The sequence below is a fragment of the Paenibacillus urinalis genome, from assembly GCF_028747985.1.
In the GTDB taxonomy this organism is placed as follows: Bacteria; Bacillota; Bacilli; order Paenibacillales; family Paenibacillaceae; genus Paenibacillus; species Paenibacillus urinalis.
Genome location: NZ_CP118108.1, coordinates 1,900,874 through 1,927,607, shown reverse-complemented (window position 1 = coordinate 1,927,607; position 26,734 = coordinate 1,900,874). Strand labels below are relative to the sequence as shown.

General features: G+C 45.8%; 29 protein-coding genes. 11 read left to right on the top strand and 18 right to left on the bottom strand.

What is annotated here, in order from left to right:
- The first annotated feature begins 81 nt into the window (after window positions 1-81).
- The 3 genes from PUW25_RS08965 to PUW25_RS08955 all read left to right on the top strand — a co-directional run bounded on the left by PUW25_RS08965 (window position 82) and on the right by PUW25_RS08955 (window position 3,943).
- Window positions 82-1,854, top strand: coding sequence for a DEAD/DEAH box helicase (locus PUW25_RS08965; RefSeq protein ID WP_205053403.1), 1,773 nt, complete (start codon window positions 82-84; stop codon window positions 1,852-1,854).
- The gene (locus PUW25_RS08960; RefSeq protein ID WP_047909823.1) at window positions 1,851-2,813 is read left to right on the top strand and encodes a YqhG family protein; all 963 of its coding nucleotides are present in this window, start codon (window positions 1,851-1,853) and stop codon (window positions 2,811-2,813) included. The genes PUW25_RS08965 and PUW25_RS08960 overlap by 4 nt, the downstream gene beginning before the upstream one ends.
- Window positions 2,814-3,040: 227 nt before the next feature.
- Window positions 3,041-3,943, top strand: coding sequence for a hypothetical protein (locus PUW25_RS08955; protein WP_274336928.1), 903 nt, complete (start codon window positions 3,041-3,043; stop codon window positions 3,941-3,943).
- A 103-nt stretch (window positions 3,944-4,046) separates the two neighbouring features.
- Here PUW25_RS08955 and PUW25_RS08950 read toward each other — a convergent pair whose 3' ends face one another.
- Window positions 4,047-4,259, bottom strand: coding sequence for a YqzE family protein (locus PUW25_RS08950; protein ID WP_047909825.1), 213 nt, complete (start codon window positions 4,257-4,259; stop codon window positions 4,047-4,049).
- A gap of 158 nt (window positions 4,260-4,417) precedes the next feature.
- Here PUW25_RS08950 and PUW25_RS08945 point away from each other — a divergent pair, with 158 nt between their 5' ends.
- Window positions 4,418-5,125: an N-acetylmuramoyl-L-alanine amidase family protein gene (locus PUW25_RS08945; RefSeq protein WP_238546257.1), complete on the top strand. Its 708-nt coding sequence runs from the start codon at window positions 4,418-4,420 to the stop codon at window positions 5,123-5,125.
- Here PUW25_RS08945 and PUW25_RS08940 read toward each other — a convergent pair.
- Window positions 5,100-5,894, bottom strand: coding sequence for a divergent polysaccharide deacetylase family protein (locus PUW25_RS08940; RefSeq protein ID WP_047909827.1), 795 nt, complete (start codon window positions 5,892-5,894; stop codon window positions 5,100-5,102). The genes PUW25_RS08945 and PUW25_RS08940 overlap by 26 nt on opposite strands.
- Before the next feature lie 246 nt (window positions 5,895-6,140).
- Here PUW25_RS08940 and PUW25_RS08935 point away from each other — a divergent pair, with 246 nt between their 5' ends.
- Window positions 6,141-6,512 (top strand): YhjD family protein, encoded by a 372-nt coding sequence (locus PUW25_RS08935; RefSeq protein WP_047909828.1) that lies wholly within the window; start codon window positions 6,141-6,143, stop codon window positions 6,510-6,512.
- 48 nt (window positions 6,513-6,560) lie between these two features.
- On the opposite strand, the gene PUW25_RS08930 is transcribed toward PUW25_RS08935, so the two are convergent.
- From PUW25_RS08930 to PUW25_RS08915, 4 genes are all read right to left on the bottom strand, one after another.
- Window positions 6,561-6,893 carry a carboxymuconolactone decarboxylase family protein gene (locus PUW25_RS08930; RefSeq protein WP_047910215.1) on the bottom strand — a complete coding sequence of 111 codons (333 nt, stop codon included), beginning with the start codon at window positions 6,891-6,893 and terminating at the stop codon, window positions 6,561-6,563.
- Window positions 6,894-7,006: 113 nt separating this feature from the next.
- Window positions 7,007-7,225 (bottom strand): hypothetical protein, encoded by a 219-nt coding sequence (locus PUW25_RS08925; protein ID WP_047909829.1) that lies wholly within the window; start codon window positions 7,223-7,225, stop codon window positions 7,007-7,009.
- Window positions 7,226-7,326: 101 nt separating this feature from the next.
- A complete protein-coding gene (locus tag PUW25_RS08920; protein WP_047909830.1) occupies window positions 7,327-7,653 on the bottom strand; it encodes a hypothetical protein in 327 nt (108 codons plus the stop codon).
- Window positions 7,654-7,765: 112 nt separating this feature from the next.
- A complete protein-coding gene (locus PUW25_RS08915) occupies window positions 7,766-8,335 on the bottom strand; it encodes a xanthine phosphoribosyltransferase (protein ID WP_047909831.1) in 570 nt (189 codons plus the stop codon).
- Window positions 8,336-8,520: 185 nt separating this feature from the next.
- On the opposite strand from PUW25_RS08915, the gene PUW25_RS08910 reads away from it, so the two are divergent.
- Complete coding sequence (locus tag PUW25_RS08910; RefSeq protein WP_047909832.1) at window positions 8,521-9,576, top strand: YkvI family membrane protein; 1,056 nt, start codon at window positions 8,521-8,523, stop codon at window positions 9,574-9,576.
- Window positions 9,577-9,588: 12 nt separating this feature from the next.
- Here the strand turns inward: PUW25_RS08910 and PUW25_RS08905 are convergent, their stop codons facing one another.
- The gene (locus PUW25_RS08905; protein ID WP_047909833.1) at window positions 9,589-10,719 is read right to left on the bottom strand and encodes a glycosyltransferase family 4 protein; all 1,131 of its coding nucleotides are present in this window, start codon (window positions 10,717-10,719) and stop codon (window positions 9,589-9,591) included.
- Window positions 10,720-10,823: 104 nt separating this feature from the next.
- Here PUW25_RS08905 and PUW25_RS08900 point away from each other — a divergent pair, with 104 nt between their 5' ends.
- The gene (locus tag PUW25_RS08900; RefSeq protein WP_047909834.1) at window positions 10,824-12,200 is read left to right on the top strand and encodes an RsmB/NOP family class I SAM-dependent RNA methyltransferase; all 1,377 of its coding nucleotides are present in this window, start codon (window positions 10,824-10,826) and stop codon (window positions 12,198-12,200) included.
- A 159-nt stretch (window positions 12,201-12,359) separates the two neighbouring features.
- Here PUW25_RS08900 and PUW25_RS08895 read toward each other — a convergent pair whose 3' ends face one another.
- The 4 genes from PUW25_RS08895 to PUW25_RS08880 all read right to left on the bottom strand — a co-directional run bounded on the left by PUW25_RS08895 (window position 12,360) and on the right by PUW25_RS08880 (window position 16,714).
- Window positions 12,360-13,430, bottom strand: coding sequence for a hypothetical protein (locus PUW25_RS08895; protein ID WP_047909835.1), 1,071 nt, complete (start codon window positions 13,428-13,430; stop codon window positions 12,360-12,362).
- A 97-nt stretch (window positions 13,431-13,527) separates the two neighbouring features.
- The gene (locus PUW25_RS08890) at window positions 13,528-14,331 is read right to left on the bottom strand and encodes a Cof-type HAD-IIB family hydrolase (protein WP_047909836.1); all 804 of its coding nucleotides are present in this window, start codon (window positions 14,329-14,331) and stop codon (window positions 13,528-13,530) included.
- Between the two features lie 44 nt (window positions 14,332-14,375).
- Window positions 14,376-15,134, bottom strand: coding sequence for a pseudouridine synthase (locus PUW25_RS08885; RefSeq protein ID WP_370510306.1), 759 nt, complete (start codon window positions 15,132-15,134; stop codon window positions 14,376-14,378).
- Window positions 15,131-16,714 carry an RsmB/NOP family class I SAM-dependent RNA methyltransferase gene (locus PUW25_RS08880; RefSeq protein WP_047909837.1) on the bottom strand — a complete coding sequence of 528 codons (1,584 nt, stop codon included), beginning with the start codon at window positions 16,712-16,714 and terminating at the stop codon, window positions 15,131-15,133. The genes PUW25_RS08885 and PUW25_RS08880 overlap by 4 nt, the downstream gene beginning before the upstream one ends.
- Window positions 16,715-16,874: 160 nt before the next feature.
- Between PUW25_RS08880 and PUW25_RS08875 the strand changes: the two genes are divergently transcribed.
- Both PUW25_RS08875 and PUW25_RS08870 read left to right on the top strand, forming a co-directional pair.
- Window positions 16,875-17,450, top strand: a complete 576-nt coding sequence (locus tag PUW25_RS08875; protein WP_081872152.1) for a thioredoxin family protein — start codon at window positions 16,875-16,877, stop codon at window positions 17,448-17,450.
- A complete protein-coding gene (locus tag PUW25_RS08870; protein ID WP_047909838.1) occupies window positions 17,447-17,938 on the top strand; it encodes a PCYCGC motif-containing (lipo)protein in 492 nt (163 codons plus the stop codon). Before PUW25_RS08875 ends, PUW25_RS08870 begins: the two co-directional genes overlap by 4 nt.
- A gap of 93 nt (window positions 17,939-18,031) precedes the next feature.
- On the opposite strand, the gene PUW25_RS08865 is transcribed toward PUW25_RS08870, so the two are convergent.
- The 3 genes from PUW25_RS08865 to PUW25_RS08855 are packed head-to-tail and all read right to left on the bottom strand — an operon-like array spanning window position 18,032 to window position 20,467.
- Window positions 18,032-18,511 carry a DUF309 domain-containing protein gene (locus PUW25_RS08865; protein WP_047909839.1) on the bottom strand — a complete coding sequence of 160 codons (480 nt, stop codon included), beginning with the start codon at window positions 18,509-18,511 and terminating at the stop codon, window positions 18,032-18,034.
- A complete protein-coding gene (yjbM, locus tag PUW25_RS08860) occupies window positions 18,504-19,316 on the bottom strand; it encodes a GTP diphosphokinase (protein WP_047909840.1) in 813 nt (270 codons plus the stop codon). The genes PUW25_RS08865 and yjbM overlap by 8 nt, the downstream gene beginning before the upstream one ends.
- Before the next feature lie 56 nt (window positions 19,317-19,372).
- Entirely contained in the window at window positions 19,373-20,467 is a 1,095-nt protein-coding gene (locus PUW25_RS08855; RefSeq protein WP_274336927.1) for a quinone-dependent dihydroorotate dehydrogenase, read from the bottom strand.
- Between the two features lie 248 nt (window positions 20,468-20,715).
- Here PUW25_RS08855 and PUW25_RS08850 point away from each other — a divergent pair, with 248 nt between their 5' ends.
- Window positions 20,716-20,862: a hypothetical protein gene (locus PUW25_RS08850; protein ID WP_193745970.1), complete on the top strand. Its 147-nt coding sequence runs from the start codon at window positions 20,716-20,718 to the stop codon at window positions 20,860-20,862.
- On the opposite strand, the gene PUW25_RS08845 is transcribed toward PUW25_RS08850, so the two are convergent.
- From PUW25_RS08845 to PUW25_RS08835, 3 genes are all read right to left on the bottom strand, one after another.
- A complete protein-coding gene (locus tag PUW25_RS08845) occupies window positions 20,859-22,331 on the bottom strand; it encodes a L,D-transpeptidase family protein (RefSeq protein WP_274336926.1) in 1,473 nt (490 codons plus the stop codon). The genes PUW25_RS08850 and PUW25_RS08845 overlap by 4 nt on opposite strands.
- A 102-nt stretch (window positions 22,332-22,433) precedes the next feature.
- Window positions 22,434-22,676: a ferredoxin gene (locus tag PUW25_RS08840; RefSeq protein ID WP_047909843.1), complete on the bottom strand. Its 243-nt coding sequence runs from the start codon at window positions 22,674-22,676 to the stop codon at window positions 22,434-22,436.
- Between the two features lie 122 nt (window positions 22,677-22,798).
- Window positions 22,799-24,079, bottom strand: a complete 1,281-nt coding sequence (locus PUW25_RS08835) for a DNA polymerase IV (protein ID WP_274336925.1) — start codon at window positions 24,077-24,079, stop codon at window positions 22,799-22,801.
- 209 nt (window positions 24,080-24,288) lie between these two features.
- Here PUW25_RS08835 and cimA point away from each other — a divergent pair, with 209 nt between their 5' ends.
- Window positions 24,289-25,905, top strand: a complete 1,617-nt coding sequence (gene cimA, locus PUW25_RS08830; protein WP_047909845.1) for a citramalate synthase — start codon at window positions 24,289-24,291, stop codon at window positions 25,903-25,905.
- A 62-nt stretch (window positions 25,906-25,967) separates the two neighbouring features.
- Here cimA and PUW25_RS08825 read toward each other — a convergent pair whose 3' ends face one another.
- Entirely contained in the window at window positions 25,968-26,528 is a 561-nt protein-coding gene (locus PUW25_RS08825) for a TlpA family protein disulfide reductase (RefSeq protein WP_274338592.1), read from the bottom strand.
- Between the last annotated feature and the right edge of the window lie 206 nt (window positions 26,529-26,734).

The following is a 26,734-nucleotide window of genomic DNA, read 5'->3' as shown; positions in this document are numbered from 1 at the left end:
TATGAATATCCTCTCTTTCGTCCATACTATGAAAAATACAAATCAGCTCAACAGAAAACGAGGGAGGCTAGCTTCGTTTAAATGAATAGAAAACAAACTGCAAACCCATCCGAACAAGCAGCGCATTCACTACCGGTTCCTGTTCACTTTAATCAGAATTGGCTATCAGAACTCGATACACGACTTAACAAAGGAGGACCTTGGGGAGATTACCGTCTGTTTGAGCTTGCTGTAAAAGCCGAAGAGGCATCGCTGGTCCCCAGCTTTGATGATATCCAATGTCTGAAGCATCTGCACGATCTGACCCCTCTGCCCCACCAAATAGATACCGCGCGCAGAGTACTCTTTGAAATGTCGGGAAGAGCGATTTTGGCAGATGAAGTAGGACTCGGAAAAACGATCGAAGCAGGTCTCATCTTAAAAGAATATATAATTCGGGGACTCGTCTCCAAAGTTCTAATCTTAGTTCCAGCGTCACTCGTACTGCAATGGGTCAGAGAACTGAATTCCAAGTTCGGTATACCTGCCGTTGCCCAAAAGAAAGCGTACTCGTGGCAAAACGACGTTGTCGTTGCGTCGATAGATACGGCCAAGCGAGATCCTCATCAAGAGATTCTGTTAAGCAATGATTACGACATGATTATTATTGATGAAGCACATAAGCTAAAAAATAAAAAAACGTCCAATTATCAGTTCATGCTCAAATTGCGTAAAAAATACTGTCTGCTCCTGACTGCTACCCCGGTACAAAATGACCTAAGTGAGCTGTTCAATTTGATTACACTGCTGAAGCCGGGTCAGCTCGGAAGACAAGGTGACTTCGCAGCTAACTTTGTAGTGGATAAGCGGCTTGCCAAGAACGAGGATCAACTAAAGGATGAACTCGCTAAGGTCATGATTCGAAACCGCCGGGGCGAAGGCCCTGTACAGTTTACGAAGCGCAAGGTAACAAATATTAATCTGACACTTTCACCCGAGGAGCAGGCACTATATGAAGGTGTAACATCCTTCGTGAAAGACCAGTTCCATTCCGCGGGCGGAAATTTGAGCAGTATGTTCTCTATGGTCACCCTCCAAAGAGAGGTTTGCAGCAGCCGGGATGCTGTATTCGTCACCCTTGTCAATCTATCTAAAAAATTGCCTGAGGACTCTCCCTGGAGAGATCGAATATGGGATCTGGTAGCCAATATCAAAGCGATCAAGTCTAACACAAAAGCAGAAAAAACGATGGAACTCATCAAAGAAATGAATGAGAAAGTCATTGTTTTTACTGAGTACCGGGCTACGCAGGAATATCTGCTCAATTACTTCCGTGAGCGCGGACTTACGGCCGTACCTTACCGGGGCGGAATGAATCGCGGCAAAAAAGACTGGATGATGGATCTGTTCCGCGGACGTGTGCAGGTGATGATTGCGACAGAGGCTGGCGGTGAAGGCATCAATCTGCAGTTCTGTCACAATATGATCAACTTCGATTTACCATGGAACCCTATGCGTGTAGAGCAAAGAATCGGCCGGGTACACCGCTTAGGACAGCAGAATGATGTCAAAATTTATAATCTGGCAACGTTAGGAACCATTGAAGAGCATATTCTGAATCTCCTTCACGAAAAGATCAACATGTTTGAAATGGTCATCGGCGGTCTCGACGTCATTCTCGAACGATTTGAGAAACAGGAATCCTTCGAGAAGAGTCTGACCAAGATCATGCTGGAATCCAGCAGTGATGAAGAGATTCATCGTAAAATGCAGTCACTCTCTCAAAATTTGAATTCGATCAAACAGGAAGTTGAGCACCTGGAGGATGCTGCACCCGTCAAAAAAGCAGTCGGGAAAGGAGGGTTACTCAAGTGACCATGTCCAAAGAGGAGGTTCACTCCTACGTTGTAACTTATCTGGAAGCAATGGAGTGCCAAATCTTAGAGAAGTCCCCTGCTCATGTTACCGTTAAGCTGTCCGTTGATGCAGACAAAGCACTGACGAATCGTCCATATTATTGGGGATTTGTCGACCGAACCGGTGCCCCTGCTGAGACCATGTCCTTTACATTTATATTTGATGCGGAAGCTCACCTTCAGGCAGAGGAATCAGCGAAAATGAAGGAGCAGGCCGAGTCGGCCAAAGCATCTGGGAATGTAGCAAGCGAAGGCAAAGACAGCATCTTGGGTCGTTATTTTGGTCATGCCCCTTCCCTCCCTCAGATTGGTCCAGGAAGAGTGCTGCGTGAGAATGTCGTCTATGGAAGCTCGAGGCTGAAGCAGATTTTTACGGCTTCTCGTGAAGGCGGTGCTTACGTTAACTTGTTTGAGCAATCCTCCAAGCGTCAAATGAGTGCCTCCACTCCCAAATCCTATGAGCCTTGGCTTGGGGTTTGCTTTAAGATTGAATTTTCCTGTGACATGCGTAAGGAAGAGCTTCATTTTCTTGGTGTATCTCTATTGACTGGAAGAATTGTTGAGAATTTTGGTCAAGTGCTTAGTAAGAAGGACCTCAGTCCTCGTCTTCCCGAGAATATACATGCGCAGGCATCCAAAATTCCACTGGCAGCAGCAGGTGAAATGCTGGAGCAGCACATCTATGCGAGATTAAAGCTTGTCGATTACAGCTGGGCAGAAGCTGCGAAGCAAAGACTTGAGGAAGAGCTGGCTGTCGTTGATATGTATTATGAGGATCTGCTGAAAGAGGAGCAGGAAGAAGAGAAGAAACAGGCTGTGCAGGATCAGTACAATACCAGACGCAGTGAAATGATATGGCAATATGAACCTAAGATTCATGTGAATACGATCAGCTGCGGTATTTTTCATCTAAAGTGAATCAATTTCATAATACCTTTGGCTGCTTCAATCATATAAAATTGATTCAAGTGATGGATTAATTGAATAAATAGGTTCTTTCGTCAAAAAAAGTGCTTGTCCGCCCAAAATTCATAACACCATACAGCATCCTTTTCATTTCCTTATTATTACAATTGGGTTATGAGCAACGGGTGCTGTATTTATCTTCTAACAGTGTCCCGAAGAAATGAGGGTATATAACGTCAATGAAACGTGTTCTGCAACGTATAGCTCTGGTCGTATCCAGCTTATTCATCTCATGCTCTCTGCCAAATATTCCGTCCGTCTACGCTTCAGCCCAGCTCACAGCTCAGCAGAATCTCAACATTCCAGCTGCAGTCGAACAACTTGCACAGGACACCTTGTCCAAGCTCTCAATGGAAGATGAGTTTAGCCCATTTGCTAATGCGGAACTGCTCATCATGCCCTTGGGTCCAGGAACCCACGGCTATATCGTACATATTCTTCAATCAGCTGAGCCGGTAGGTTATCTTATTATCACGGCCACCGAATCCAGCGGTTATACTGTTACGGAATATGGTACAGGCAGCACTCCATTGTTTAGCTCTCTCCTCCATCCCGAAAATATCACATCTTCAATAGACATATATGATTCCCGGTTCATGGAGTACAAAGGTGCGCTCGCCTATTGGCAATTAAGAGATCATGATGGTCATCCTATCTATATTGATGCATCTAATGGAGATCAGCTTCCAGACTTCGTTTCCCATGAATCCTCCCCGAGTACTCTCAGCAAGAATCTCAAAGGCATTCAGCTTGAAGATGAGCCTGGCAGGCTGGAGCTTGCTTCCGTTCCCTTCAGCCCGTCCTCTAATTTGCTGTGGCTGGTATCTGATCCAGTTAAGGTACTGAATGATGCAGGGCTTGTGAAACAGCTTCATCGACATGAGCGGCTTATATTTTCTGCTCATAAGCATAATGTGTGGTATAGCGGCCCACTCGCGATTACCGGCTATCACTCCTGGAAGAGCAAGCAAGTAGAAGAAGCTGTCATCTTCGCTCGAACGGGAACTTCCTCAGCGCAAATACGTTATATTCCGATAGATAAGCTGCTCGGGAGTGGTTCATTTTATGTGCCCACACTCTAATCAATAAATGAAAAACAGCGCTGATCATTGAACTGCCCACCGTTGTTAGATAGCTTCTAACAATATCGAGGAGCAGTTCAATTCTATGCGCTGTTTTTCATTATCATTTGGAGTTCATGTCCATCTTTTTCCGCTTGACCGGTTTTTTAATATCCTTCACCCACATCGATACGCCCATAGGCATCATACCAAACCATTTCATATGCCATGGTTCCTTCACTTTATTCCTTTTATATTTCCGCTCTTCCTTTGGCGTTCCTATATATCCTACAACCTGCTCTGTAATATATCTTACAAGTTCATCTCCCTTGGCCATTGACCTGCTCCACCCTTCCGCATGAATGTATATTTGAAGCTTCTCTCGTTAGTGTGTACGGGAATAAGCCGGATTAAACATATGCAAATCATTCATACCTGAATGAAACCCATAAATCTGCACAGTCTATTCATATGCCAGGAAGGGGGGAAAGCCGCGTGATTACATTTAGCAAATCGTCCATTCTGCTTGCGATCTTATGTATTTTGCTGCTCCAGGAATCATCATTTGCGGCTGCGGAACCGACACATAGCAAGGAGCCCGAAATATCAAATCACTTGTTTCGCCATCCTGTTATTATCATCGACGCTGGTCACGGCGGCATTGATGGAGGAACCTCTGCAGATGATCTACTGGAGAAGGATATTAACCTTGCCATTTCACAAAAAATATTCATGATTCTTAAAAGTAAAGGCTATCCTGTTGTGCTTAATCGTGACGATGATTATGCGCTGAGTGATGATAATCATTGGCTGCGGAGTCATTCCCGCCATATGAGAGATCTGGCACAGCGCAAGGGCCTCAGTGATCATGTGCCTTCCGATCCGATTGTGAGCATCCATGTCAATTGGAGCAAGAAATCTCGCACCCATGGACCCATTGTGCTGCATCAGCAGGAAGCAAGAAGCTATATGCTTGCAGATTCTATCCAGCAATCACTGAACGAGATGTATGACACCAATCGGCAAGTTGAATGGGGCAAGCCCTTTTACCTGCTTAATCATGTGAATAAGCCCTCTGTTATTGTGGAAGCCGGATTCATCAGCAATCCTGAAGACCGCGCTGTCCTAAGCAGCAAAGCGGGACAAAAGAGAATTGCCCAAGCGATTAGCTCAGGCATCATTTATTACTTGTCGGTAATGTAGATTCTGGAGTCCAATGCCAGACCTGCCTTACCATCTCACTAATACTCATCGTTTCAATCTTACCCGACCAGCGATTAATGGAGTCTCGGATCACACCTGCTGTCAAATGACCTTGCGTACCTACGTGACCGATCATTACACAGGTGTCCTGAGTCTCCAGCTTTTGTTCGGCGAGCTTCATCTGCCCAGTAATATGAGAAATCGAGTGATGATCATCCAGAAAGATCTGATTCTCTACAGGCGGAAGTCCCTTCTGTACAGCGAGCTCTGCCACGACGGACTTATGATCGGTTTTGCTGTCGACGAAGAACAGACCTCTTTCTTTACATACATCAAGCACGATGGACATAATACGCCGATCTGTCGTAATTTTCGAGCCCATATGATTGTTCATTCCAATGGCATGGGGCACATTATCGATAGCAGCCTCCACTCTTTTCCGTACCTCTTCATCAGATAGATCTGAAGTAATCGCCCCTGGTCCAAGCCAGTCCCTTCTGCCCTTATGCGGCTCCATCGGCATATGAACGAGCACATCAATCCCTTTTTGATGCGCAAGCTCAGCATCTTTTTTCGTCGTAGGCAGAAACGGCATGATAGCAACATTTACCTTCGCCGGTAAATTCATGATTTCTTGTGTCCCCTTCATCCCGTTACCCAAATCATCAATGATAATCGCAACCCTCTTCAGAGGTTCAGCATGTGCCGCAGATCCGTATCCGTCCGCATTTATACATACCATGCTTAAAGTGAGCATCATCACGATCATTCGCAAACTTCCCCATTTAAAGGAAGAGAGCACTTTCTTTTTCAGTTTTCTTCTTCTTTGCTTGCGTATCGTCATCGTTATAACAGTCCTTCGCGTAAATTCTTGAAGATATATACATTATTTGAATAAACGAGACGAATTATGTGAGCTTTCCAATAAAAAATACAGTCAATAAGTTGATAAAACCAAGCTCATTAGCATAAAATAAGAACATAAGTTCGCTTATGCAAACAAGGAGGGACCCTGATGACAGCGAAAATGCTACCGGAAGAACATACACTGATTAAGAGCTATCTTCAGCTCTTGATGGTCATCAAAATTTTTAAGCGCGATCTTCAAGTGATGAGTAACCATGCCGGGCTTAAGACCCCTGAGCTGTATATGGAGATGATCCGGGCGGGAATCGCTCGCGTAGCTGTATTGCTTGACGAAGTAGAGGAAGAATTCAGACGAATGGACATCCATTTGAACAGAGTAGATATATACGATGGTGCGATTCGGGCATTGGCTTCTATACGGGGACATCGCGTTCACATCTACATCCCAGGAACCATTTATAAAGATGAGCTGTACAAACGGATGCAAGTTTATTTAGGAGTCATACCCTTAACTTTGTAAATAAAAAACCACCGCAATCCATGCTGGGCATCGATTCGGTGGTGTTTGTTAGTTGTTCAATGCAGCTTGGACACGCATAACACCTTGAGACAAGGCATGTCCACCGCCAATTGCAGCAGCTACAGCAACCGTCTCCATAATTTCTTGCTTGCTGGCCCCTTTGGAAAGCGCTTCTTGCACATGATACAGGGTGCACACTTCGTTATTTGCGAACAAGCCGATTCCGAGAGCTATGAGCTGTTTCGTCTTGAGATCGAGCTCGCCTTCCTTGAAGCATTCTCCCGTAAACTCATGATAGGACTTCAGAACATCCGGCAGCGTCTCTGACAAGTGCCCGATTTGATCCTTATACGCATGAACCTTATTATTGATTAATGTCACATCAGCACATCCTTCGTCGAAAGAGTTATATAGACGTATCATTGGTACTTTCTCCACTTGATCTATATCTATGCCGCTCTTTGACGAGGTAATTTTTGGACTTAATCTGCAGCTTACAGGTCGGTCGGTTTTTGTCTGGGCTCTGAATAGAGCTGAATGCTGTAATTTCGATCCAGCTTAACGACTCTGCGGTTGCGCCGGCGGACAAGAATCTGGTCGCTGCTCCAAGCAACAATAATGCCGATGACATCATTGCTCTCCAGATCGTCTCTCACCACACGAATTCGCTCACCTGATTCACGCAATTGGTTTAATTCCTCATCACTAATCATATAATCCCCTCCAATGCAACCCTATTATTTGTGCAAAAAAAGACCTAAATGCGCGCATTTAGGTCTTACGTTGTTATTTACGTGATAAAACCTTATATTGCTTAACGTGAAGCGTGCTCTTTACTGTCGTTTTTCTCAAACCAGAAATCAAGCACCTTCGCCGACATTACCCGTTGCTCAACATACTCTACCTGATGAGGTGTAAACTGCTCTCTCCATGAGAAGGATAATTCTTCACACAGGTTCACTACTGTTAGAAGCTCCGACCATGCGACGTAACGTTTATACCAGAAGAACTGAGGATGTTCAAGCATATAGGGATAAAGGTCATCAAACTCCGTGTGCTTACAATCAAGGGCCCGTTCAAAATGAACTTTGGATTTGACTAACTTGTCAAGGAAAAACTGTTCGTTTGCTTCTTTCCCCATTGTTGTTGCCTCCTCTCCCTAATCTTATTTCATTATAAGCCATTATCCTGCCCCGTGCAAAGATAATGAGCAAAATTAGGCCATTTTAATACAGAATTACCCATCTATGGACTTAAGCAAACCTTACGACTCCGTCTTTGAGTGATTCGATTCTCACAAGTGATTCAACCCGAATCCCTTGTTCACGAATGGCACTCGCTCCGGACTGGAAGCATTTCTCGACAACAACACCAAATCCCGCGAGCGATGCACCGGAACGCTCAACGATCTTAATAATCCCCTTTGCCGCATCCCCGTTTGCAATAATATCATCTATAAATAATATTCGATCCTTCGGATCTATAAATTCCCGCGATACCATAATATCGGTCACAATGCCTTTCGTAAAAGACGGCACCCGTTCACAATAGGCGTCAGGATCGGCCAGCAGCGTCTTCTTTCTTCGTGCAAACACAAGGGGTACTCCCATATGAAACGCAGCTGCGAACGCCACCGGAATTCCCGAGGATTCGACAGTGACAATTCGAGTAATGCCCTCCGCTTCAAAGCGCCGAGCGAACTCTCTTCCCATCTCCATCGTCAATTCAGGATCAATCTGATGATTAAGTATGGCATCCAGCTTCAGCACCTGATCTGATATGACTACACCCTGCTCTACAATTTTTTGTTTTAATATTTCCATGCATATGACCTCCCAGCCTATCCTATGACGTAAAAGTATCACACCTCAGCAGCTTCTTTCAAGAAGTTTATCTTCATCTAAGAGCCAGGTCATGTCCAGGTGGACAAGTGCATACCTTGTAAGAGGGCTTATTTACACCTGTGAAGGTGCTGCTCTGGCATATGTAGATAACAAGGAGGAGAAGCATGAGACAGAGTACCAAGGTGCTGCAAGTCGCATTCACCTATGTTGGAACTATTGTTGGTGCGGGATTTGCCACCGGACAAGAAATACTGCAGTTTTTTACCGAATATGGAAAATGGGCAACTCTTACGATATTGCTGTCCTGCCTGCTCTTTGTTTGGCTGGGGACCAAGATGATGCTGGTGGCACATGATACCGGAGCTAAATCATACGAAGATCTGAACAGCCACTTGTTCGGCAAAAATGCAGGAAAATGGATCAGCTTCTTCACCTTGTTCGTGCTGATCGGCGTCAATAGTGTCATTCTCGCAGGAGCAGGCTCGGTGTTCATGGAGCATTTGCATCTGTCTTATCAAACCGGACTAATAATTACGCTGGTCGGGACCTATCTTCTGCTTGGTCGAGGAATCCATGCCATCCTGCAAATGAACAGCATCGTCGTTCCGCTAATGATGACCCTGTCTTTATTCATACTTTTCCATACCACAGGTCATCCGGGCGCAGCCAATTTTATAAGACTGGAAACCGATCGCAGCATGTTTGCAACTTGGCTGTCACCCATATTGTACAGCTCATTTAATCTAGCTATGGCACAGGCCATCCTTGTGCCGCTTGGCAGTCAGATTACCGATAGACGCGTCATTAAATATGGCGGAATTCTCGGGGGAATTGGGATTGGGTTCATGCTCATGACAGCCCATTTTGCCATGTCGGCTTATATGCCTGGCATTGTGCAGTTTGAAGTTCCCATGGGAAGCATTGCATTCGCTCTCGGCGCAGCCATACAGCTCATGTATATATGTCTGATTTTTATGGAAATCTTCAGTACCTTTGTTGCCGATATTTACGGGATAACCTTACAGGTACGGGAGCATCTCAAAGTATCGCCCAAGCTCATCACCCTATTTATTATGCTGTCCTGCTTCTTGCTCAGCCAGTTCGGCTTCAGCTCACTTCTGTCGATCTTATACCCGATCTATGGAATGCTGGCCGTCGTATGGGTAGCTCACTTGATCAAGAGCCCGCTTGGCTCCTTCAAGAATAAGGACAATAAATAATAACAGCCAGGTTCAATTTGCAGGCTCAAACTTCAAGTACAGCTTCTTCAGCATATGAACAGACCGTCGTAGAGAATATTCCGTTTTTGCCTTTTCACTCGCTGATCGGGCAAGCTCATAGCGGTATGAAGGATCCTGGATGACCTTCTCCAATGCATCAGCAAGTGCCGCAGCATTGTCTTTGGGAACGAGCAGGCCATTAACACCATCCTCAATCTGTTCGCTTATTCCTCCAACATCAGTCCCTACTAACGCCAGTGAACTCAGTGCTGCCTCGGCAAATACGGAACCAAACGCTTCAGCTCTTGATGGGAGAACGAAGATATCAAAGAAAGGGACGAACTCTTCAGGATGAAGCGTGTAGCCATAAAATATCGTTTCATTGTAGATGCCGAGCTGCTGGGCCAATTCCTCCAGTTCAGAACGGATCGGACCATCTCCAATAATGTGAAGTACATAATCATGACCCCGTTTTTTCAATTCGCAGCAAGCTTCAAACAACACATCAATCCCTTTTGCCGGAACGAGACGGCACACCGTTACCAGCTGAGGCACCTCATTCTCATGAGGAATCGGCTTGAATCTTTTCTCATCGAAGCCATTCGGCACGATCTCAATTTTTTCAGGGGATTCCACATAAGGCGACATATAAGTGCGGAACGATTGAGATACAGTTAACATGCAATCGGCCGCATGCTCCAGCTCACCATAGAGAGAGGTTAGAAAGCGATGCTCTAAGCCGTTCTCTTCAATCTTGCCATTCAGGATCAGCTCCCGCTCATAGCTGGAGTGAATGGTTTGGATCAGAGGCGTTGCTGGAAAAGCCTTCTTCATCGCCAGTCCTGCAATCGGATGATGTGCATGGATCAAATCATAAGGCTTATGTATACGAAGCTTGATCCACCATAAATAATCACGGAAGGTTTGGATATATTTCTGAACGATCGGGCTCTCCCCGTACTGCGTCCAGTCAAATGTGTCAAAGCGGATCTCTTCGCTTCCCTTGTTGCGGATTCGTTTCGGAAGCGAGAACAGCTCCATCTCCCATCTTGGGCTGTTGAAGCGTTCCTGGAGGTATGGAATCATAGATGATACTCCCCCTGGCTGCTCAGGAGGGAAAAATAAAGCTTGGAGCAATCGCATCATATAGTGCCCCTTTCGTGGTTTCTTTTGAAAGCAAGTCTGTAATCATGATATATTAGCTCATATGTTCCAGTAAAGAAGATACGAAGGAGTTTTGAAAAAACATGAGTAAGGAAACACTGCCCCAGGACTTTATCGATCAGATGAAATCCATGCTCGGGCAGGAGACGACTGCATTTCTGGATAGCTACAACAAGCCGCGTACACAGGCTCTCCGGCTCAACACCCTGAAGCTCAAGGAAGAAGATATACAGCCCATTGCCCAGCAGTTCCAGCTTAGCAAGGTTCCTTGGTGCAGCACAGGATACTATTACAATAGTCAAGATAGACCTGGCAAGCACCCTTATCATACTGCCGGGTTATATTATATTCAGGAGCCTTCGGCAATGTCCGCGATCGAGCTGCTTAATCCACAGCCATACGAAACTGTCTTGGACCTTGCAGCAGCACCTGGCGGCAAGACGACGCATATGGCTGTCAAAATGAAGGATACGGGTCTCCTCGTCTCTAACGAAATTCATAACGGCCGGGCACGAATCCTTGCGGAAAACGTAGAAAGAACCGGACTAGCCCGGACGGTGGTCGTGAATGCCACTCCTGATGAGCTGTCCGCCCGGTTCCCGGAAGCATTTGATCGAATTATGCTTGATGCGCCCTGCTCTGGTGAAGGCATGTTTCGTAAAGATGTTGAAGCCATTAACGAATGGTCTCTATCCTCTGTTCACATGTGTGCTGCCCGCCAGTGGGACATTCTGCAGGAGGCCTATAAGATGCTGAAGCCCGGAGGACATCTCGCCTATTCCACCTGTACATTTAACCGACAGGAAAATGAGGATACGGTAGAGCGTTTCATAAACGAATATAAGGATATGGAGTGGGTCCGGACCGAACGAATCTGGCCGCATCGGAGTGAAGGAGAGGGACATTTTGTTGCTCTGCTCAAGAAAAAGGCCGCCAGTGAAGGAACCGAACGAGCCCATGGACAGCTGCCTGCAGCCAAGCCGCGAAAAAGAGGGAAAAAGAACGCTGCAGCCGGAGTTACAGAAGCCTGGGCCGGATATCAAGAATGGGCGGACACGAATCTCCCTGGTTTCTCACTACAGCCCGGTAGGCCACTCCTCTATGGGGAAGCATTATACTATTTGCCCGAAACGAGTGGGCTTAGCATCTCAGAGGAACAACTGAAGGGATTAAAAACCCCTCGCCCTGGACTTCATCTTGGAGATTGGAAGAAGGGAAGGTTCGAACCAGCACATGCGCTGGCGATGTCAGCTGCTCCAGAGCAGGCACTGCTGTCCTATGATCTTCCACCCGACTCCACGGAGCTGCAGGCTTATCTTCGCGGCGAGACCCTTACTCTGGATGCCCCGCTTCAAGGCTGGGTAATGGTGACAACAAGGGGTTACCCTGTGGGGTGGGCAAAAGCAAGCAGCGGTCAGCTTAAGAATAAACGACCAAAGGGTCTGCGTATTCACGGATAAGCTCTGCTAACCAGCTCAGAGTCAAGATATATCTCTATCCAAAACAAAAACAGCACTCGAACGGGACTTCGCACTCCTATTAGGAGAAGTCTCGATCGAATGCTGTTTTCTCTTCTACTGGCTATACTGCGTATAGGCTGCTCATGCTTCAAATCATGGTCAATCTAACTCAGCTAGCTCAATCTCATCAATTACGGCATTTCGGTAGAGCATCGTCAGGTGAAGCTCATTCACATCCGTTTCTTTGTCAAGCTCCCGAGCCATGAGCAGAAACAGCTGCTCACGCTGCTCTTCACTTGGATGAATATAAAAGTCGATGTAGCCTGAAATTTCAACATCACTAATATCGACCGTCGCTGTTGCTGCCGGATATCCTCCATTTTCCTTAAAAAACAGCTCATATGTCAGGATATCGCGGTCATGACGAATCAGAGTGGCGTAGCAGTTCTCATTAACAGATTCGTGAACCGTCATTTTCAGCTCCATGCCGTCTTCATCCCAATCCGGTCCCTCATCGGTCTCCTCATCATCCAGCTCGACAAAATCTCGATGCTCCAGCTCTAACAGTGCAACACGCTGACCTTCAAATTGCATATCTATCGTTATTGTATCAATTTCTTCATCGTTAACCTCGGATACCAGCAGCTCTTCCGCAGTTTCAAGGTCCTCTTCGTCAGGGTCAATGAGCCAGTCCACAATTCCCTTGATATCTGTCCCATACTGCTTAAGCACAGCTTCAGCAATCCTATAGCCATTTCCTGTTTGCAGCTCATATGAGGACACGTTCCGGCCACTACTTATCAGTTCAATCTGCATTTCACCAGTCTCAGCTTCATACCGAAAAACCGATGGCTCCTCCGTATGAAAAGCCCCATGCTCAATCAAGCCTTCTTCAGAGCTCTCATCCATAACATCATCAAGCGTGTACTCTTCGTATACCTCTTCATCACCCAGAACGCACTCAACCCTGCCCCACGATAACATAATATCAAAGTGCTCAGCGGCTACTGCATCACGGAATTGAAGCACATATTCTTGCACGTAGGCAATAATCTCATCCTTAGCATCTCCGGGAATACTTTCTGCATCCAACTGGACACTTCCTGCCAGTCTTTGTCCTTCCCGGAATACAAGGATTAGTGAGCCTGCATATTGATGTTCCACCATGATGTCATGGACTTCACCATTCGATGTTCTTAGATCAGGTCTTAGCCGAATATGATAGCTCACGATATAACTACCTCCTAATTATGCCGGAAATTATAACTGTAACCATGTGTTAGCTGGCTATGCATCTAGAATGCCCTAATGAGAGGAAGAATATTACTTACACATTGACCACATGCTTAACTAACGCATGATGAACCCCGCTGTCATTGTTCGACAAGGTAACCTCATCGGCTGCCGCCTTCACTTCGACAGGTGAATTATCCATTGCAATCCCTTTACCCGCAAAGATGAGCATTGTAATGTCATTGTAATAATTCCCTATTGCGAGTACTTCCTCTGGGCGATATCCTCTTTTCTCAGCCAATCGCTGCAGCGCCGCTCCTTTGGAAGCATCCTTGTGCATCAGATCGAGGAAAAAGTCCCCGCTGCGAACCATATAAAATGGACTATTCCACGTTCTCCACTCCTTCTCCAATGCATCCATGGCTTCTAAGCTTCCAAAGGCCGAGAACTTCACTACAGGCTCTCTTAGATCCGCCCATACAGGAAGATCCAACGGTGTAAGGAATACAGCCTCATACATGCTCCGAACCTCTAGCGTCATTTCGTCTGCACGGTCAACATACAGCCCAAACGCCGTATTTACGTCAAAATGAATGCCGTGATCACGGCAGTAATCGATATATGGCATCAGCTCTTCAGCCTGTATCGGAAACTGATCAACCACCTCACGAGACTTGATATCTACCGTTGCTGCACCATTGTGAGTGATGACGTATCCGCCAAGTCCCATACCCTCCATAATGGGAATCGTATTAACAGGACCTCTGCCCGTACATAGAACAAATTCAGCGCCATTCTTGGCAGCCTGCTGTATACTCTTCTTATTTGCCTCTGACAATTCATGATGGTCATTTAACAGCGTTCCGTCCACATCAAGTGCGATTAATCGATATGTCATATCCTATCCATCCTTACTCTCTATTTTGTACAATACATCAAAAATCAATTGATAAGGCTGTTTAGTTCTTCTTCTGTCAACTCCCGATAGGTTCCTATCGGAAGCTCCGGGTCGAGCCTGAGACTTCCCATCGAAATCCGTTTTAAATAGAGCACCTTAGAGTCTACGGATTCAAACATCCGCTTGACTTGATGGAATTTGCCCTCATGAATCGTCACCTGAATATTCGAGATCATTCCCGTATCTGTTTGTTCTCTCGAGGTAACGATCAGCTCTGCCGGCTTCGTAACATAACCATCATCCAGAGTAACCCCCTGCTGAAAGGCTTTAATTTCCTTATCTCCAATACTTCCGACGACCTTCGCCTCATACGTCTTCGGGACATGCTTCCGTGGAGACAGCAGATTATGAGCAAGCTGTCCGTCATTGGTGAGCAGGAGCAAACCTTCCGTATCCTTATCCAACCTTCCCACCGGGAACGGCTGAAAAATGATATATTCTTCATCCAGCAAATCAATAACCGTTTCTTCTCTTACATCTTCTGTAGCCGAGATGACTCCAGGAGGCTTATGCAGCATTAAGTAGATAAACTCTCTATATTTCACCACTTCTCCATCGATATCAACAATATCAAGGTCAGGATCAACCTGCATACCGCTGTCTTTAATCGTTTTACCATTCACGGTAACATAGCCGTTCTTGACGGCTTTTTTTATTTCAGATCGGGTCCCGTACCCCATGTGGCTCAGTATTTTATCAATCCGCAGCTTTTTGACTGTTTTTTTCATCGTGTTCTCACTCATACCGAGGTCCACCTCCATCCTGCCGGATATTCATTTTTGAGTCTGCCATCCTGCCATTTCGCCCAGCCAACGGAATAGCCGTCAACGGTCACGAGCGTGTATCCTTTTGAGGAAGCAGTGCCTGACTTAACCAGTCGATCCTCACTTATTTCCAGTGTTTCACCTTTTAAATATTTGACTGCCTCACTGCTATCTGAGGTAAGCTGTACACTCCGCTTCACTTCCTCTGCGTTCAGTGCGGAAGCTAATGCCTGGGAAGGTATGAATCGCCCATTCTTAACCGATCCCATAAACCATCCTGCACGTATGACTCGAAGTCCTGCAAGCCGTTCCGGCCGAGTGGGCGTCTGGTATACTTTCTCTCCATACAATACCGTTTGTCCTGGCAGCTCCGCATTCAGCTGCTCAGCAGCAAATGCTCGAAAGACCGACTCCGCATCCACTGGCATTTGCTCAGACCGGTTTCTGTGCTTCGCTCCCCCATGCTTGACGTTGTGCTTCTGCTTCTTCATCAGGGCGGCGTTTCTACCGTGAGCGGATCCCTTCTCCACTGTACTATGCACGTATAATGGCTGATCAGCAGGTTCGTCAAGAGGGGTACCGTCATGCTGAAGCACGGCGACAAAATGTCCTTCTCCTTCCACTAAATGCGGCCATAATCTTCCTGTGCCTTGAAGCTGGGCATACAGATCAGGATGCTCATCCTGCGATACAGGCTCGATCTGGAGTCCCTCAAATTGCTCTTCGGCCGCAGCCTGCTCTATCCACTCAGGATGACCACCGGATATCCCGCTCACATGACGGACAGGAACAACTCGGAACGATGGGTTCTTCCGAAGAAACTCTCCAATCATGCCTTCGTTCTCCTCTGGAGCAAACGTACAGGTTGAGTAGACGATTCTTCCCCCAGGAGCAAGCAGCCTCGCCGCGGTATCTAATATATCACGCTGCATCAGGACACAGCGCTCAATGGAGTGGTGCTCCCATTGCCGCACCATGTCCTCATCCTTACGAAACATTCCTTCCCCGGAGCAAGGAGCATCTATTAGTATTTTATCAAAATAATGCGGGAACGCATCGGCTATGCGATCTGGGCTTTCATTAAGCACCACTGCATTTCGAACGCCATACATTTCTATATTTTTGGCAAGCGCTTTGGTCCGGTCCGTACTGATATCATTTGTCACCAGTATGCCGCTTCCCTGAAGCTGTGCGGCGATCTGGGTCGATTTCCCGCCCGGAGCAGCACACAGATCAAGTACATGATCACCAGGCTTGGCTTCCAGCAGCTCCACCGGTGCCATTGCGCTTGGTTCTTGAACGTAATATAGACCTGCATGGTAAAATGGAGTGAGGCCTGGCTTGCTGCCGGCAGGGATATAATATCCTGTCTCACACCATGGGATGGGTTTCAATGGAAACGGAGTGATCTCAGCAAATGACACAGGATCTATTTTTAACGTATTAACACGGATGCCAGCACGAGGCGCACTCTCATATGACTTCACAAATTGTTCATACTCATCGCCAAGCATCTTCTTCATTCGTTCAGCAAATTGTATAGGCAGGCGTATCGCCATTTTTTCATCATCCTGTTCTGACTTAGTTCATCATTTTTATAATTCATCAATTTAGTTCACAAATATAACTTGCTTCCCCTGTTTCACTACACAGTGTAATGTTGTATAATGAATGGCATCTAAGGCTTGTCCTTAGTATTAATTATGACGGGGGATGGATATGAGTTCAAAAACGAAAAACACCACAAAATCCACAGCAAAATCGAATACCAAGGCAAGCAAAAAGTCAAGCAAGGCCATTATCGCCTTTATTGCCGTATTTGTCATCCTGATTGGTGCACTGATTACCATGAATGAGCTGAATAAAAATAACATTAATGAAGTGTATGGTCTTCCAGAATCAGATCTTGCTCCTGCAACACGTGAAATTTTAGAGGATCCAAATTATCAGAATATCATATTACCTGAGGAGCTTGATACTAAAATTTCGAACAAAGAAAGCTTCTTTACTTACTTTTTCGCTTCTGATTGTCCTCACTGCCGGGCAACCACACCGCAGCTGATGCCGATTGCTGATGAAGCAGGCGTTGATCTCCCTCAATTTAACCTCAAAGAATTTGAGGACGGCTGGAGAGGTTACAATATCGAGTTTACACCAACCCTCGTCTATTTTGAAAATGGCGTGGAGAAGGATCGCCTGGAAGGCGGAATGCAGGCTGAAGGCGCAACCGCAGGATATACCGCTGAACAAATTGAAGAGTTCTTTACCAAATATAAAGGGACTGCTGCGGAATGAAGCCAAAAACTTATGGAATTCTGTTTACAGGTCTGATGGTAGGCAGTTTGGTGCTTGCTGCATGCGGTGAGAAGGGAGCTTCCCACGATCACAGTATGCACGGCAAGGATAATGAGCAATATGAGGCAAGTGCATCGATATCTGAAATGCCGGCCTTCCTTGCCAAGTACACGGATAATACCCAAGCAACCTATGCGCTTGTATCCGAAGTGCAGGAAGAGCTCAAAATGCTGAACTGCTACTGTGGCTGTATGGACTATGAAGCAGCGCATGATTCACTCTATCGCTGCTTCATAGCGTCCACATCATCGAGTGAAGTAACGTGGACCGATCATGGTGCACAATGCGGCATTTGCATGGAAGAGGCTAAGGATGCCGCCCGCCTGAAGGCCGAAGGCAAGTCCATCGAAGAAATCCAGAAGTTTATTGATGATAAGTATGCCCCGGATGGGGCTCCAACATCTAGTGAAGTGCATCCCATCATATAAGAAAATAATCCCCCGGTGATTATCTGGACAAAATGTCCTCTCGCCGGGGGATTCCTTTTATTTTATAGGTAAGCAATATAATTTGGATAAGTGTTATAAGTTCTGACCTAATGCCTTTATTCGTTCTTCATATATTCTTCCACGGGTTGGGCTTCGTCTTTGTGGAATAATGGGCATAATCGACTGAGCCCTCACGCGCACAGCTTCATCCAGCTCATCATCACAGATCACAATCGTGAAATCTTGATAAGAAATCGGCTGGCTGTCATAGCTCCGAAGCTTCTTCGCAAGGCTGCGGCTCGTATCGACCAGCAGCTCCAGCTCAATGCCAAGGGTCTGTGCCGGATACTTCTCCAGAATATCCACCGCACTCTCAAGCATCATGTAGCCGCCGCGTATATTTTGATTACGGAAATGATACATGCCGACGGCGACTTGCAGCAAGCCTTTATAGACCGGCTCCTTGTTCTGTTCAAGCCATAGCTCCTCAAGCACTTCATGACATTCGAAATAATCCCGGTCCCGATTAAAATACACCAGATAATCCAAATAGAGAGCCTCGTATTTAGACATCGCTGTTGTCGCTGCCTTTCCTAGCCTTATTCAGCAGTTCCTTCACTTCTACTGACAATTGCTTGATGGCTTCCATATCATGCTGCTGCCAATATTCGTTGAATTTCGCCTGAGCCTCAATGGCTTCATCAACAAGATGATAGAAATAAAGCTGGTGTATGATGGCAAGTGTTTTGGTAATGATGTTGGACTCATCTTCGAATGTTTTCTGTGCATCAAGAATTTCAAGCCGGATGGCTGACATCTCATTATCCAGAATAAAGGCTGCTTCCGCTGTTTTCTTCAATCTGCCTCTTACATCCTCGGGCAAGGAGTCTCTAAATTTGTAATTTAAGGAGTGTTCAATTGTCGCCCAAAAATTCATCGCCAGTGTCCGAATCTGAATTTCGGCCAGTACATGCTTCTGACCTAACGCTGTCTGGACTGGATACTCCACAATCATATGGAAGCTGCGATAGCCGCTCTCTTTGAAATTCGTAATATAATCCTTCTCATACAGCACCTTCAGATCTTTGCGCTCCCGTATATATTCGGCAACCCGCCGAATATCTTCAACGAATTGGCACATGATCCGAATCCCCGCAATATCCTCAATGCCGGTTTCGATCTGGTTCATAGGCACATCGAGACGTTTGGCTTTATCCAGAATACTCGATATTTTCTTGACTCTTCCCGTTACAAATTCTATAGGGGCATATTCTTCACGTTTTTTGAGTTCTGCCCGCATCGTCTTAAATTTAACTTTAAGTTCCTCTACGGCCTGTTCGTAAGGAAGCAAAAATGTCCCCCAATCTCTACCGTCCATAAGTATGCCTCCTGTCTTTTGCTTCTTGCTTCAAACCTTAATCGATACCTGCATCTTTATCGGTGCAGAGCGCCGACGGCTTCCGATATATGACGATATCCGTCTCTCTGCAGCAGTTCACGTAATCCGGCATGAAGCTTTTGATTTATTTCGGGACCTTCATAAATTAATGCAGTATAAATTTCAACCAGACTGGCTCCCGCCTTGATCTTCTCATAAGCATCCTCGCTCGTGAAGATTCCTCCGGACCCAATGATGGGCAGTCTTCCGTCCGTCTGACGATATACTCGGCTAATAATCTCAGTAGACCGCTCGCGCAATGGCTTGCCGCTGAGTCCGCCCGTTTCCTTGGCATTCGCATGGATTAAGCCGTCGCGGCTAATGGTCGTATTGGTAGCTATGATGCCCGAAACACCACTGTTTGAAATCGTATCGACCATGTATTCGAGCTCAGCTTCTGTCACATCTGGAGCAATCTTGACCAATACCGATTTGGAACGCCCATAGGAACGCGATTGCTGTTCCATTTCGTCCATTACCGCGGATAACAATTCCGTCAGCTCACTTCCATGCTGCAAGCTTCTTAAATCCGGTGTATTTGGAGAACTAATGTTTACGACAAAAAAGTCTGCGTATGGATACAAAATTTGGATGCATTTGCGATAGTCTCCTGGAGCATCCTCATTAGAGGTAGCTTTATTTTTACCAATATTGATGGCAACCGGAATGGAAATATCTTTAAGCTTGGATAAGATTCCCGCCATCGCTTCCGCTCCATGATTGTTGAAGCCCATGCGATTCACAAGTGCTTCGTCTGGTGGGAGTCTAAACAGCCTTGGCTGGTCATTCCCCGGCTGTGCCTTTGGTGTTACCGTTCCCACTTCCATGAAGCCAAATCCGATGGAAGAAAACCCAGGCACGGCTTCCCCATTTTTGTCCAGTCCGGCTGCAAGGCCTACCGGTGATGGGAAATGTAATCCGAATAAATCGGTCGCCAGATCCGGTGTTTCCTTAACACCGTACATGGTCTTGAGAAGGCTGGTGCCTCCGGGAAATGAGCCTGCTTGGTTCATTCCACCAATTACAAGATGGTGTGCTTTTTCCGGATCCATTTTGAAGAATAGAGGTTTACCAATATTACGATACAGCAAATGACCCACTCCGTTTACATATTCTTATGGATAAACTGCACTCTCGAAAAGGCAGAAATCCTTCTAAATTTTAGTTTAGCTGTTTTCGTTCTAAAAGAAAAGGGAGAGGGACCCAAGGGAATAACGGAGCTTTGAAAATACTCAGTAAATTGACTACAATGAAGTATACCATCCATTTTAAGCATAGAAACTTATGCATTTAAACGTCTGCTTATATTTTCCATTACGAGAAAGGAGATTCACTTTACATGGCAACCAAACGTCAGAAGCCCTCACTACAGCAAAAAAAAGAAGAAGTGAACCGCAAGGCCGTTTTTTGGACCGCATTAAGTGTATTGCTGCTCATCATCCTCATTGTTGTACTCGTGATTATTGGAGAAATGACAACCGCTTAATTAAGCCAGTGATATACTTTGTCCGGATTCGTCTGTCCGGGGACAAGCTCCGGCTGAAATCGGTCCCCGGCCTGTTCCGGAGCAATGATTTGCGTTGGGGTATCGGCGCTGTCTTTAATCGTAACCCGTGTACCCGGCGGTACAAACGCAAACAATTCTTCTACATCCTCTTGGTGCATGCGTATGCAGCCCAGGGATTCATCAAGCCCAATACTTCCCGGTTCGTTCGTGCCATGAATCGCGTAATCCGTATCTGACAACTGCATGCCTCTTGTTCCGAATTCGCCGTCTGCACGTCCATTCGGATTCACTACCTTATCTGATATAACGAAATCGCCCTCAGGTGTCTTCTCGCCTCCTAGACCCACTTCATAATTTCGCAATACGATGTTTCCGCTCAGCAAAGTCAATCGATGGGTCTCCTTGTTTACTATGATCGAAAGGGATTCCTTCATATAAGGTTCACCGCCATATGTATCTTCAAAGCTGGGAAGTGATGGCCCGTCTTCGCTGGACTGCTCTCCCATGATCGGGTCAGGCTCTGAATCTCTATAGTCTGCTGTGACCGATTGCATATAATCAAGCATCTCAGGATACAGCTCCCGCATAGAAGAACTTACACCGCCAATGTGATTATTCGGAAAAGGCTTCATTAATTGCTCAATACGTGCTGGATACACACCATTTAACTGTTTGTATGCTGTTATTGCACTCCGTAGAGCGATCGCCTGCTCTTCTTTTTGTCCCCAGCTTATAGCACTTGCAGACAGATTCTTAAGATCCTCAGGCGTGCATTTACACCACTCGGGCAGCAAGGATTGGCTCGTCACTGTGCCTTCACCATTACTATGAAATTGATACACTGGCGGCCTTGCAGTTGAAGCCCCCCATATGACAAATTCATTCTCCTGCTCCAAGCCAAGCGTTATAATTGATGCATCAGTACGTCGCAGCTGATTCATCAATTTGCCTGCAGCTTCATCCGTAACCTCCCCATTGATCTGAGGAATTCCCGTAAACCTAGGCGGTTCTAGACCTGCCTCATATGCTTCTGATTCATGTGCAGCACTCTGCTCTTCGGAGTAATCTATAATTTCAAGTCCTTGTTCAGGCAATGATTCTCCTGCAAGCTCTGTAACAACGTCAATATTCATTGCATCAGGTGCCATCGCTGAAGGAACCAGGCCAAGCAACAATAGCCATAAGAGGATGGCGGCAGTTTTGCGCTTGATCTGTTGTTTTTTCCGCTGCTGTTCCAATTGCATGAGCTTATGCTGATATTCCATCCACACCTGGGCAGGAGCTTTACTGTGCTCAAATGCTTCATATATTCCTCCTGAACGTTCAAAGCAATAGTTCGCTTTCGCTGTCTGACCGGATCGTTCATAATCCTTCCCTAGCAGATACCAGGCCATTTGATTATCCGGATGCTTCTGAACGTAGGATTTCAGATCGTGCGGCATGCGCATGACTTATCTCCCCTTGATATAGGTTATGAATGATATATCGGATAAAACAAAAAAAACCTGATACCGTATTGGTATCAGGTCTCAAAAAATGAAGGACGTACATTAGCCTTCCTTGTTAAAAGGATCATCTGCAATTTTGATGGAGTCTGTCGGGCAACCATCACAAGCATCTTGCATATCATCATGAAGATCTTCAGGAATTTCTATAACTCCACGGTTGGAATCGCCATCAAAGATGACCTCTGCCAGACCCTCGTCATCGTAGTCGTAGATATCAGGTGCCGTCGCTCCACAAGCTCCGCAGGCGATGCATGTATCTTTCTCTACCCAAGTATATTTAGCCATTTCTTCTCTGCCTCCTATTAATTAACACCAAACAGTAGGTTCAACTATGCTAACAATCATATTAATACAAAGTGAAAACAAATACAAATCATTTTGGGTTATTATCCCTCTTATAATCCACCCTATTCCGGTCTCGGGAGATTGTCTTTTTGCAAGGAAGTACCCCGTTCCTTATAGTTTCTGATCAGCACCGAAGGGTCATTACCTAACATACCCGCAGTTAATACTGCATTCTCTCCGAACTTATTCCGAAGCTCATCCATGACATGGGTTAAGGACTCTCGCTTGAATTGCTGCTCATAGTCGAACAGGTCCAATTGCACGGCAGATTCACTTTTTGGAATCAAGCTGTGAAGCGTAATCCCGAGCAGTCGAAGCGGCTTACCCGCTCCAAACTGTCGATAGAATAGTGAAGTTGCTTCCTTATATATATCCTGATCATGATCGGTCGGCGTTTGCAGCATCTGCGAGCGAGTTATTGTCTTCATATCAGGCGTGCGGATCGTAATTTGAATCCCCTCTGTCACCATCCCATGCCTGCGAAGTCTCCGGGCCACCTGGTCACTTATATTGAGCAGCACACGATTAATATCCGCCTCACTCGAGATATCCTCGGGAAGCGTTGTCGTGTGACCAATGGACTTGTTCGGCTCCCGCACCGGGCTTACCTGGGAATCACTAATTCCATGAGCTGCTTGTTTCATCCACGTTCCGAGCACTCCAAAGTAATCCCGCAATAAGCTCTCTTCAGCCTTTGCGAGTTCTCCAATCGTATGGATGTTGATCTTGCGCAGCTTCTCTGCTGTTTTGCGGCCAATTCCGAATAGCTCTCCGCATGGTCTATGCCACAGCTTCTTCTGGACATCCCGCAGCCGCAGCACCGTGATTCCGTTCGGTTTTTTCATATCCGAAGCCATTTTGGCCAGCAATTTATTGGGGGCAATTCCGATGGAACATGGGATTCCCAGCTCCTCGTTAATCCTGTTTTGAATCGTCTCTGCAATCTCCATCGGGGTTCCAAATTGCTTGGAGCCGGTAATATCAAGATAACATTCATCTATGGAAGTGGCCTCCAGCTGCGGAGTATATTCGTAAGCAATGCTCATGAAGGCTTTAGAGTATTTTCGATACAGATTAAAATCGGGTTTAATAACAATGAGCTCAGGGCACTGGCGTAGTCCTTGATTGACCACCATACCCGTGCTGATTCCACGACCCCGTGCCTCGTATGAACACGTGACAATTACACCCTTGCGCTGTTCACTGCTTCCTGCGACTGCCGTTGGTTTACCTGCATATAAATGTGGTTCTTCTGCGGCATGAACCGAGCAATAAAAAGCATTCATATCCACATGTAAAATGACGCGTCCATTGGCAGGATAGTAATCTTTAACGTTGTTCACATCACATACCCTCTGTCTATTTATTCTAATTTCCTGTTTACTATATAGAATAATAAAAGACTACCTCTCATTCTATATAATAACACAGCAATTTTTCATTCTATTATTTATAATCATAAATTATCAAATTTCCATCTTACATTCCAGGTGAGAACTGCTATAATAAATTATTAAAAACGGTTTTAGTGGACTTCCAAAGGGGGATCAACATGTCTAAGAACATCTCAATCTTCGATACGACACTTCGTGACGGTACGCAAGGGGAGGGAATTAGTCTATCGGTTGATGATAAGCTGAACATTGCCAAGAAGCTCGATTATCTGGGCGTTGAGTACATTGAAGGCGGAATTCCAGGAAGCAATTCGAAGGATATTGAATTTTTTAAGCGTGTTCAACAATTGGGGTTAACCTCGAAGATTGTCGCTTTTGGCAGCACTCGCCGGAAGGGCGGAAACGCCGAGACGGATGCTAACCTGAACCGAATTATTGAATCTGGTGCCGATGCAGCTACACTGGTCGGCAAGTCATGGGATTTTCATGTTCATACGGCGCTGCAGACGACTTTGGAAGAGAATCTAGATATGATTTATGATTCGATCCATTATCTGAAACGAAACGGTTTGGAAGTCATTTTTGACGCCGAGCATTTTTTTGACGGTTACAAGAACAACCCCGAGTATACGCTCTCCGTAATGACAAGAGCCTATGAAGCGGGTGCGGATTGGCTTGTAATGTGCGATACAAACGGAGGAACGATGCCTCATGAAATTCAGGAAATCGTAAGAGCGGTGGTATCTCACCTTCCTGAAGCGAACTTTGGCATTCACACGCATAATGATTGCGAATTAGCGGTTGCCAACACACTAGCCGCCATCTCTGCCGGGGCCAGACATGTTCAGGGAACGATGAATGGTTATGGCGAACGCTGTGGAAATGCCAATTTGTGCTCGGTGATCCCGAATCTGCAGCTTAAATTAGGTTATCATTGTATTGAGGAAGACAAGCTTGCACAGCTAACGAATGTCTCGCGTTATGTCAGTGAAATCGCCAATGTCAATATGCCGGTGAATCAGCCTTATGTCGGCAGTGCAGCTTTTGCTCACAAAGGAGGCATACACGTATCCGCCATTTTACGTGATTCTCGTACTTATGAGCACATTGCCCCAGAGCAGGTCGGAAACAAGCAGCGAATTCTTGTATCTGAACTGGCCGGTCAGAGCAATATTATATCCAAAGCCCAGGAGCTCGGCATTGAATTAGATCCTACCAGCTCCCACTCCCGTCAAGTGATTGACAGAATCAAAGATATGGAGCATCAAGGCTATCAATTTGAAGGTGCAGACGGATCGCTCGAGCTTCTGATCAGGGAGGCCAATGGAGAAGTCAAGGAACTGTTCACCTTCGAATCCTTCAAAATGCTAGTTGAGAAGACAGCAGGAAAGCCAGTTGTATCTGAAGCTTTTGTTAAATTAAGTGTCGGCGGTCGAAGTCATTATACAGCAGCTGAAGGCAACGGGCCGGTCAATGCACTGGATAACGCGCTTCGCAAAGCCCTAGTGACATACTATCCTTCTCTGCAGGAAATGCATTTGTCGGACTACAAGGTTCGGGTGCTTGATGATAAGGATACGACGGCAGCCAAAGTAAGAGTACTTATTGAATCTAAGAACTTCAGCGATGGCTGGAATACAATAGGGGTATCGGAGAATGTCATCGAAGCCAGCTGGGAAGCACTCGTCGACAGCTTTAGATATGCGCTCCTGGACGAAGTACCCTCGGAAATTGTAGAACCAGATACATTGGCTCAAGGAATGGTCAATCATTAAGATGATTGAAAAAAAGGCTGCTGAGATGGTCAGCAGCCTCTTTTTGTTCATGTTCTATAGGATTACTTCAGTAAATCCTTGATTTTATTCTCAAGCTCTTCTTCGGACAGGATGCCGAGAATAACCTCTTGAATGACGCCATTCTCATCAATCAATACATTGGTAGGAAACGCCATTCCCTTGTACAAATCATAGATCGCGCCATCTGAATCCATCAGGATGGGGAATTTGACATGAAAGGTATCAACAAATTCAGCTGCATCCTTTTCCGTGTCATATTTAGTAACATTAACCCCGTAAATATCAAGCTGATCCTTGTAAGTTTCAGATATATGATTCAGCGTAGGCGCCTCCATCTTGCAGGGCTCACACCATGAGGCCCAGAAGTTCAGCATCACTGGTTTGTCACGCTTCCCGCCTACTTCATATGTACCTTCTTCCATTCCATTTAATTGAAAAGAAGGTGCGAGCATTCCAGCCTTCGCTCCTACTTCTGTTGGCACTGGCTCCTCTGCCTGAAATACAGATTGAAGCTGACTCAGTCCTCTCCCTCCGCCGGCTTGCCATATCGCAATGCCAACGAGCAGCAATACTCCAATGATAATGTATAGATTACGTTTCATTTGTCCGTCCCTTTTCATTTATTATAAAGTAATGAATCATACCCTGAGCTGCTTCATCTAAGGGTATATTTAAACATTTTGGTTGTTCATTTTTATCATTCTACCCTTTTTTTGAAGATTGTATCAATCCAAGGGACAAAAGAAGGATGGATGTAAAATAAAAAAAGCTCCTGCTCAGGAGCCTTATCAGAAAAAGTATATATATG